Source organism: Paenibacillus sp. 01T422, assembly GCF_056398785.1.
The window spans coordinates 1-9,147 of record NZ_JBFTQB010000159.1 but is presented as its reverse complement, the minus strand read 5'-3'; the positions used below and the strand labels follow the sequence as shown (position 1 = coordinate 9,147).

Annotated in this window: 9 protein-coding genes; 1 reads left to right on the top strand and 8 read right to left on the bottom strand. The window is 49.0% G+C overall.

Annotation, left to right across the window (positions count from 1 at the left end):
• The 5 genes from AC1DUA_RS11550 to AC1DUA_RS11530 form a co-directional block, all read right to left on the bottom strand.
• The coding region (locus AC1DUA_RS11550; protein WP_477499886.1) for an AAA family ATPase at window positions 1-404 on the bottom strand (404 nt) is incomplete at its 3' end.
• Between the two features lie 5 nt (window positions 405-409).
• Window positions 410-1,699, bottom strand: a complete 1,290-nt coding sequence (locus AC1DUA_RS11545; RefSeq protein WP_477499885.1) for a DUF4350 domain-containing protein — start codon at window positions 1,697-1,699, stop codon at window positions 410-412.
• On the bottom strand, window positions 1,680-2,333 hold the full coding sequence (locus AC1DUA_RS11540) for a DUF4129 domain-containing protein (protein WP_477499884.1): 654 nt from the start codon (window positions 2,331-2,333) through the stop codon (window positions 1,680-1,682). The genes AC1DUA_RS11545 and AC1DUA_RS11540 overlap by 20 nt, the downstream gene beginning before the upstream one ends.
• Window positions 2,323-3,354: a hypothetical protein gene (locus AC1DUA_RS11535; protein WP_477499883.1), complete on the bottom strand. Its 1,032-nt coding sequence runs from the start codon at window positions 3,352-3,354 to the stop codon at window positions 2,323-2,325. The genes AC1DUA_RS11540 and AC1DUA_RS11535 overlap by 11 nt, the downstream gene beginning before the upstream one ends.
• A gap of 447 nt (window positions 3,355-3,801) precedes the next feature.
• Window positions 3,802-5,403, bottom strand: coding sequence for a sensor domain-containing diguanylate cyclase (locus tag AC1DUA_RS11530; RefSeq protein ID WP_477499882.1), 1,602 nt, complete (start codon window positions 5,401-5,403; stop codon window positions 3,802-3,804).
• 181 nt (window positions 5,404-5,584) lie between these two features.
• Here AC1DUA_RS11530 and AC1DUA_RS11525 point away from each other — a divergent pair, with 181 nt between their 5' ends.
• Entirely contained in the window at window positions 5,585-7,732 is a 2,148-nt protein-coding gene (locus tag AC1DUA_RS11525) for a DNA topoisomerase III (protein WP_477499881.1), read from the top strand.
• 53 nt (window positions 7,733-7,785) lie between these two features.
• Here AC1DUA_RS11525 and AC1DUA_RS11520 read toward each other — a convergent pair whose 3' ends face one another.
• From AC1DUA_RS11520 to AC1DUA_RS11510, 3 genes are all read right to left on the bottom strand, one after another.
• The gene (locus tag AC1DUA_RS11520) at window positions 7,786-8,130 is read right to left on the bottom strand and encodes a hypothetical protein (protein WP_477499880.1); all 345 of its coding nucleotides are present in this window, start codon (window positions 8,128-8,130) and stop codon (window positions 7,786-7,788) included.
• A 103-nt stretch (window positions 8,131-8,233) separates the two neighbouring features.
• Window positions 8,234-8,704: a signal peptidase II gene (lspA, locus tag AC1DUA_RS11515; RefSeq protein ID WP_477499879.1), complete on the bottom strand. Its 471-nt coding sequence runs from the start codon at window positions 8,702-8,704 to the stop codon at window positions 8,234-8,236.
• Between the two features lie 180 nt (window positions 8,705-8,884).
• A partial coding sequence (locus tag AC1DUA_RS11510; protein ID WP_477499878.1) for an HAD hydrolase-like protein occupies window positions 8,885-9,147 on the bottom strand: 263 nt, incomplete at its 5' end.

Here is a 9,147-nt window from a genome sequence, read left to right as displayed (position 1 = left end):
ATGAAAGGACTAGGCAGCTTGTACGTATTCCCCTGAATCGTCACTTGACGCTCCTCCATCGCTTCGAGCAGTGCTGCTTGCGTCTTCGGCCCAGAACGGTTAATTTCATCAGCCAGCAACACATTCGTGAAGATAGGACCTTGAATCGTCGTAAATGAATGGTCCTGCATTTGGTATATAACACTGCCTGTTATATCTGCAGGCATCAAATCCGGCGTAAATTGAATACGGCGGTATACCCCACCAGATAATTCCGCGAGGGTGCGCGCCATCTTCGTTTTTCCGAGACCTGGCACTCCCTCAAGGAGGACATGCCCTCCTGCTAATAAGGCGGTTGCAAGCAGCCTGGTGTTCAGCTTTTGGCCGAACACGCGCTGCTCCATAGCTTGTATCAATTCATTCATTGCGCTCACTCCTTCTCCAAGTAGGCGATCATTTCGCCCATCTCCCGCGTTCGCTGCACGAACGCTGTGGTGCTCACGCCGCCGCTCTCTGCCGGCGGCTCCGCCAGCAGGCGCACAAGCTGCGCCGCCTGCGCCTCAGACATGCGGCCGCGCGCAGCTTCCGCGGCCTGCAAAGCGCTAGCGCTGGGGCTAAGCCCCCAGCGCTGATAAAGCAGCTGCCGCAGGAACAGCTGCTGCTGCGTCAGCGCCTCGCGGCTGTAGCCGAGGCGCTCGTACCAAGCGGCGACGGCGTGCACGCCTTCGTCGCCGCGACGGACCGTCCACGCCCGCGGCGTGTGGACGGGGCCGAAGCGCTTGCCGCGCAGCCAGAGCCACAGCAGCAGCGCAAGACCAAGCTGCGCGCTCGCCAGCACGAGCCACGCGGGATACACGGCCAGCAGTCCGGGCTTCGTCCCGTAGCCGTGATGGGTCTCATCGACCCACACGGCGTCCCAGGACTTCGCGAATAACGGCCAGATTAATTCGAAATGGGACGCTTCATCAATTGTCCCATTCTGCATCCAAGTCGGGGTCAGCACCATCGTGATGCTGCCCGCCCCTTCCTGTACGCGGCTGGCGAGCACGCCGCGCTCATCTTCAAACAGCGCCTGCCCACTACCCCCGGGCTGGATCCGATAAGAGCTTTCGACTTTGCCTGTCAGCTTCCCTTCTGCTGACGCATAACCCGCCGAAACGCGAATCGTTGAGGCCGTTGTATCCTGTTTAACTTGTTTGACTTGTTTGACTTGTATGATTTGTTTATCCTGCTTATCTTGTTTATCTTGTTTATCCTGCTTGTCCTGTTCATCCTCTTTACCCGGCTCGTTTGGCTTATCCTGTACACCCAACTCGTCCGCTTTTCCCTGTGTCCCCTTCGCACCGCCATCCACTCGAACCGTCTCCCAAGGCGCCCAGCCCTGCGGTTCACGATCAAAAATAATCGCATCATTCCCCGCCTGCACCCATTTCAAGAGATGCTCCCGATCGGACTTCATCACAGCGGAAGGTTGTATGGCGACCAACAGCATTGAGGTTCCGCTAGGCAAGTGCTTCCAATCCAGCCGCCATTCCTTCACAGCAGACTGCTTAGTGCCAAGCAGCTCTTTCCAAGCTTTGGTACCATCTACATCTGCAGAAAAGGATAGATTCGGAGCTAAATCTGGCAGCTTCGGCTTCACGAGCCAGTACCCTAGTGCAAGAAACAGCACGATGCTGAGGGCTAGTCCCACATGAAGCTTATTCAGCCCTTTCGTCATCCGCGGTTTCCTCCTTCCTGGCGATAACCCTGGCTACCTGTTCATACAACCATGTGAACTGCTGCTCAGTTACAGCTTCTTTTCCGTACCAAATTCGTTCGAAAAGCAGCGAGCTCTCCTGGAACAAAGGAACTAGCGATGAAGCTGTGCCCGTCAGCTCCTCCGCATATTCCCAGTTTGTTTTCCATTTCTCCACACTAATCAAGCGTGCATCTTCCATATAAAACAGGAACGACAGAAAGACGGAGCGCACTCCCTCTCTCCAATCGCCTACTCCCTTAAGCTCCGATGCTTGCTGCCAATAATAGCGGTACGACCGGCTTACCTCACCTTGTGGCATAAACGTTTCCGAACGGACCCGCTTTTGCCACATGATTTGTTTCAGAAACCAGTAAATCGCAAGAGCTGCAATTCCTAACAACAGAATAGCCACCCCTACAGTTAACCAGTCCGTAACYGAATCAGATACTTCAAAATGAGGCAGCCAGCTCCGTATTTTCCGAAAAACGGGCTCCAGCCATGACCACAATGAGTCACTCTTTTTGGCTTCATAGGCTGTGTATTCATCCTGTTTCAATATTTGCAGCAACTGCTCTTTGTCATCCTGTAAAGAAATTACGAAACTATAGCTCATTCTTTTTATCCAGATCAATAGGTAGATAGTTTACTGAAGAATCTGGGATCGTACTATCGATCAAAGACTGCAAGCCCAATCCCTCATTGCGTACCCTCAGGTCAAAGAAGCTAACCACATACGGCAGGAACCACAGTGACATAACCAGAATAGAAGCCAAGCTTTGAAGCAGCTGCGCCCCAAGTCCTACCCCAAAAGCAGCGGCAATAACAATCTGCACGACGGCTAGAAACAAGTACAAAATGAGAGTGAGCACAACGTACATCCCAAACAAGCGCCAAAAGCTTTTACGCGATAAGCCCCAACTGCGCCCAATGCCAATCGATTCTTCCCCCAGAGCTACATAAGGTAAATAATAACTCCAACGAATCATAAAATAAGCAAATGTAAACAGCGCTCCTAATCCAATAATGACAAAAAACACAATGACAAATGCTAGAGCACCGCCACCAAATCCACCTACTGTGCTTGAGAAGCTTCCGCCAACTGCAAAAATGACAGCAAAGATAATGGCAATGATGGCCATGCCAAAATAAAAGCCAACCATGATGAGTCCGAATACGAACGTGCTGCCAGCCATCGGCCAAAAACGAGAAAATGATTTTTTTAATAATTGCCCTAACCTTGGCGTCTCTTCCCCATAAAAACTAGCCTTCACTAGATGAACAACAGATGCGATTGAAGCTGGCATAAGACCTAAAATCATAATCGGAGTTAACACCAGCGCCAAAATCAGCATTTTCCATACGTAGCCCTTACCATGTAAAGTAGGATCATTTTGTAGGAACGCAGAGTTCGGTCCAAACATGTCCTGCAGCGAACCACCATTTCGAATTTGTTCAATAATGGACCCCGAAGTTGTCGCCGTTTCTTGAAAAGTGAGCAATTGCTCCAGCAGATAAAATGGACCGTATAAAATTAGCATGATGAATGTTAATACCACGAAGTGTTTGCGATATAATTGGAAGCTGCGGTCTAACAATCTTCCAATTCCCRTCGGTCTTGCGCTTGCATTTTGCATGGATAACCCCCCAAATGTTGGTAATTCTTTAACTCCTTGACTATTATACACTAAACCTTCAATATTCTGACCACTAAATTGTATGAAAAAACAGTTCCACTCCGATCACAAGTTCGACGATGGAGCAAATGGTTAAGCGACCGTTTCCACGGACTCCAGCTCCAACAACAACTATTACTCCGCCTCGGCTGAAATAGATGGAAAAGCTACCTTTATTCTGTGCTACTCAGTGGCAGGGAACAAAATAGCAGCAGAAACTCCATCTAAATCGCGAGTATCTACCCGAATGATGCCAGTTTTGGCGAAATTAGCGGTAGAAAACCCAACTAATTGGAAAAAAGTGGGCTATCCGCGGAAAATAGAAGTAGTAAACGGCGTTAATTACACGTAGCCCCACTCCACCATCCCACTCACCCCCAAACCGAAAATAGCCAGACCCATGATTTCTCATCGATCTAGCTCCACCCGGTTTCGTCCCGCCGATTTTGCGCGATACAGCGCATGATCCGCTCTGGAAATCATATCTTCAAGTACCATCGTACCAAACTCCAGTTTGGACGAGAATTCCGCTACGCCAATACTCGCCGTTAACTGGACCGTTACCTGCTCATCGGAGTAAGGCTTCGTTTCAATACATTGCCGGATCTGCTCGGCCAGAAGAGTACTGTCATGCGCATTTTGACGGAGGCATAACAGAATAAATTCCTCACCGCCATAACGCGCCACGATGATATAGCTGCTTGCCAGCTGTTTCAACAATGAAGCTACCTGCTGCAGCACACGGTCGCCTACCAAATGCCCGTAGGTATCGTTCACTTTTTTAAAATGATCGATATCCATCATCATAACCGAGCACGTATAACCCGCTGCGATACAAGCCATCAATTCCTCATTCCCGTCCGACATCACATACCTGCGATTAGGAATATCCGTCAATTGATCGACCAACGCAGATTCCTCTAGCAGCGTAATAGTCGTATTAAGCTTGTCAGACATAAGATTAAATGTGTTAACCAACGATCTGAGCTCAATCGGGGCATTTCTGATTTCGTCTGCATCAATCTGGTAATGGTAGTCTCCTTTACGAATGTGTTGAGTGGCTCGGAGCAAATAGCGAATAGGTCGCTCGATGCGGGAAGCTATTGTGAGGGCTGCAAGGATACTAAGAATTAAAGCAATGAGGGAAATAATAATAATCGTCATGCTCAGCTGATTTAATTTTTGAAAAACCTCTTTTTGCGTGATCTCACCTACGACAATCCAATTTTTCCCCGTCGACCACTGGTATTGACCGAAGACCTTTTCACCATGAAACCCGGTATAGACCTTGTTTGACGTAGTGCCGCTTTTCGCTCTTTCAATCATTTCAGATGACATGAAGACATTGGAGTTCGCCTCGCTCATACTTGAATTACCTGATGCCGTCACAACTTGGCCTTTCGCATCCAAGACATAGACCTCTCCTGTTTCGCCAAAACGCAGCTGTTTCATTAGCTTATTCAGCATATCCAGGGTCACGACCCCCATCACGACGCCATTAAAATCATTCAGATTGCCAAGCACCGGGGCTGAAAAAGTAATGATCGGTTTACCTGTCTCTCGCGAGATGTCGACCCCCGAAATAAAACTCTTATTTTCTAGCGCATTCTTAAAAAACGGCCGGTCCCCTACATAGATAGCTGTGTCGCTGCTTGTATAGATAATCCCGTTCGGCTCGACGAAATTCAGTGTGTCAAACTCCGAATTGAGCCGTGTATAGTTATGGAATTCCTTTTTTAATTCTTCCATCTGATGCAATTTAGCATAATCCGAAAGGGCAAATCGCTCGACGGTATCCAGTTTTTCCTGATTCCATTTTTCAATATATAAACTTTGCAGTGTGATCATCTGTTTGAGCTGATCTTCCGCTTCATCTATTCGGTTCTTCTTTTCTATCCAATAAAAGGGGACAATAATGGAAAAGGCTAAAGCCAGAATAGCGACGCCAATCCACATTTGAAAACTCATTTTCATCGATTGGCTGGAGAAATAAGCAAATTTGCGTCCCATTCTAAGCTCCTCTCTTATCTCATATGCTTATTATACCTTGAAATTAGGACAAAAACAGGCAGAATAAATGATTATTCGACATTTTTCTCCCAGGGACATTTTCCCATATTGTGATCATGTTTGAAAAGAAAACTTCTTTCGCTTATGCTAATTTGTAATACGAAATGAGGTTATTATTCCTATGAAAATTCTTGTACTCACCGAAAAACCGAGCGTAGCCAAAGAAATCGCCCGCGTCCTCGGCTGCAATCAGAAGCAAAAACACCATTATGAGGGCCCCAAATATGTCGTCACTTGGGCGCTAGGCCACCTCGTTTCCCTTGCCGAGCCTGACGATTACGACCCCAAGTACAAAACCTGGAATCTGGAGGATCTACCTATCCTCCCTGAGCGCATGAAGCTCAAAGTCATGAAAGAAACGTCGCATCAGTTCCGCGGCATCGAACAGCTGAGCCGGCGCGGCGATCTCGCCGAGCTGGTGATTGCAACAGACGCCGGGCGCGAAGGGGAACTCGTCGCCCGTTGGATTATGGAGCTGATCCGCTGGAAGAAGCCGTTCAAACGGCTTTGGATCTCGTCGCAGACGGATCAGGCCATTCGCGAAGGCTTCGCACAGCTGAAGCCTGGCACAGACTACAACCGGCTGTATCAAGCAGCCGTCTGCCGTTCCGAGGCCGATTGGCTGATCGGCCTGAATGTGACGCGCGCGCTGACCAGCAAGTTCGGCGCGTCCTTGTCCGCTGGGCGTGTGCAGACGCCCACGCTGGCCATGATGATCAACCGCGAAACGGAAATCCGGGATTTCCGGTCTGTCGACTATTGGTTGATCGAAGCCGATTTGGGCTCTTTCCGCGCGGCGTGGCGGGACCCCAAAACAGGCGACTCGCGCATTTTCGATAAGGAGCGCGCGGATGCATTGAAGGCGAAGCTGCATGGCCAAAGCGGCCGCATCGCCCAGGTTCAACAAACCGAAAAGCAGATTCCTCATCCGCTTGCTTATGATTTGACCGAGCTTCAGCGCGACGCCAATCGGAAGTTCGGCTTTTCGGCCAAACAGACATCGAACGTGCTGCAACGATTATATGAACAATACAAAATCGTTACCTATCCCCGGACGGATTCACGTTATCTGACTTCGGATATGGGGCCGACTTTGGCAGGCAGACTCAAAGGCGCAGCGATTGGTCCCTATGCACCGCTTGCCGCTTCCTTACTGCGTAAGCCGTTAACAATCACAAAACGCATTATCGACGATAGCAAGGTGTCCGACCACCATGCGATCATACCGACCGGCGAAGCCATTTCGCTTGCAACTCTAAGCGCAGATGAGCGGCGGCTCTACGATCTGATCGTACGCAGATTCATAGCCTTGTTCTATGGTCCTTGCCGCTACGATGAAACAAAGCTGACCGTCGAGATTGCCGGTGAGAAACTGTATGCCTCAGGCAAAGTAGTCAAGCAAGCCGGCTGGAAAGAAGTGTACGGCACGAACGATTTCACCGATCCGGATCGCGAAGAATCAGACACGGATGACGACATGTCTCAGCTGCTGCCGCAGGCCAAAGAGAAGGACAGCATCACTGTTAAACAGGCTCATCAACTGAATCGCCAGACCAAACCACCTGGCAGGTACAATGAAGCTTCGCTGCTATCGCAGATGGAGAAATGGGGTCTCGGCACGCCGGCAACTCGCGCGGATATTATTGAGAAGCTCGTGTCCTCCGACACGATTGAGCGTCAAGGCTCCCAACTCATCCCGACGGGCAAGGGCAAGCAGCTCATTGAGCTCGCTTCGGAAGAGCTGCGTTCTCCTGAACTGACGGCACGCTGGGAGCTTGAGCTCGAGCGTATTGCGAAGGGCAAAGGAAGCATGGAGCAATTCTTGAGTGGTATTCGGACCAAAGCCGTGGAATTAGTTAATGAGGTTAAGAAGAGCGACGCGGCGTATAAACCGCATAACTTAACGGGCAGCAAATGCCCAGACTGTGGGGAATTTCTTCAGGAAGTTAAAGGCAAACGCGGGCGTTATCTCGTTTGCTCCAGCCGGGAATGCTCTTACAAGCGTGAAGCGGACGGCCAGCTGACGAATCACCGTTGTCCTCAATGTCATAAGAAAATGGAGATCCACACAGGGAAATCCGGCAAGTATTTCCAATGCCGCCCCTGCAACGTGGTGGAGAAAATCGATAATGAAGCCTCCGGCGGCGGCCGTCGTGCTTCAGCCAAGGCCAATCGTCAACTCATTGAGAAATATTCCGATCAATCGGGAATCGGGAACTCGCTCGCTGACAAGCTTCTTGCCGCACTTCAGCAGAATAAGGAAGACTAGCATAGAACATACACAAAAGAAACCAAGCAGAGACATTCGTCTTCGCTTGGTTTCTACTCTTCTGCTGGCAGTTCCGATATCTTGCCTTTTACCGCCAACTGTAGCTGCTCTAAGCTTGTAATGCCTAGACTAATCAATGCTTCTCCAGCTTCCATGTGTACATTCGCTAATATATGCATACTCGTATTAGGGACAAGTGATTTGCGGAATTCATGAAATAACACAATATTATACGTTTTGAGCACCGTCATAAATTCAACCGTAGGAGTAACAAAACCGCGCTTTCCGGAAGATCTCCAGAAGAAATCCCTCACATGGATAATGTCAGCGCCTGTTTTATTCAATTTACGAATCATGACAAAAAAATCATCGATCAAAGCTTGTCTCTCCATACTCACACGACCATCTCCCAGTCTAACATCAACACAATCCATACTGTCGTAGAATAGGATACCACAAATAGTTCTTTAGATCTATATAACATAGTATATTAGACCCAATCTATGAGGCGGTTTTTTCTTTGCGGAAACCTCTTCGCCGCAGTGAGAAAAACATATCCAATACAAAACATATAACGCCCAAATTAATGGCCAAATCCGCCAGATTCATGATGCCGTTCCCTGAACGAAAGACGATGAAATCCGTCACTTTGCCGAAAAGCAATCGTTCAATCGCATTCCCTATCGCTCCGCCCGCGAACAATGCTGCGCCGCATTGCAATAGAACGCCTTGGAGACGTCCTTTCTTCCTGTAATATAAGATAGCTATGACAATAATGACTGCAAAGATGCCGAGATAACGCGCCCAGCCCTGCAGCGAACTGCCTGCTGCTCCTGTATTTTGATAATGCGTAAACGAAATAATGTCCTTATAGAATGGCATGGATTCTCCCACCTTCAACATAGAACGAATCCAAACCTTTGAAATTTGATCAATGGCCGTAACCACAAAAAAGACGATATAAAATAACATAACACTCCCCCTATTTGAAAAATACAGCCTCTCCTCCATTTTACATGATGAATGGCCCTTACTGCGAATCTTACGACTCCCGACTGACCTCGCCCCTCAGCTGGAAACGCAAATAGCCGCCTCAGTCATGCCTAGGCAGCTACACGCGGAGCGTTATGCGTCTCTTCTTCATTCTCTCCATCAAGCTAATGTCAGAAGTGTTCTCAGCAGCTCCCCAGGGGTGTTTACTAAATAATCAGGTTGGCCTCTTAACAGCAAGCGCGGGGCATCATACCCCCAAGTAACAGCGACGATTGGCACGCCTAATTTTTTGCAGGCCTCGATATCTCTTAGTTCATCTCCAACATAGATCATTCGCGCAGGCGTCGTGCCCCACTGCTTCATCACTTTGCGAATAGCATGGTGCTTCCCGAATAGAAGTTTGGCCGAGATCACTTCCTTAA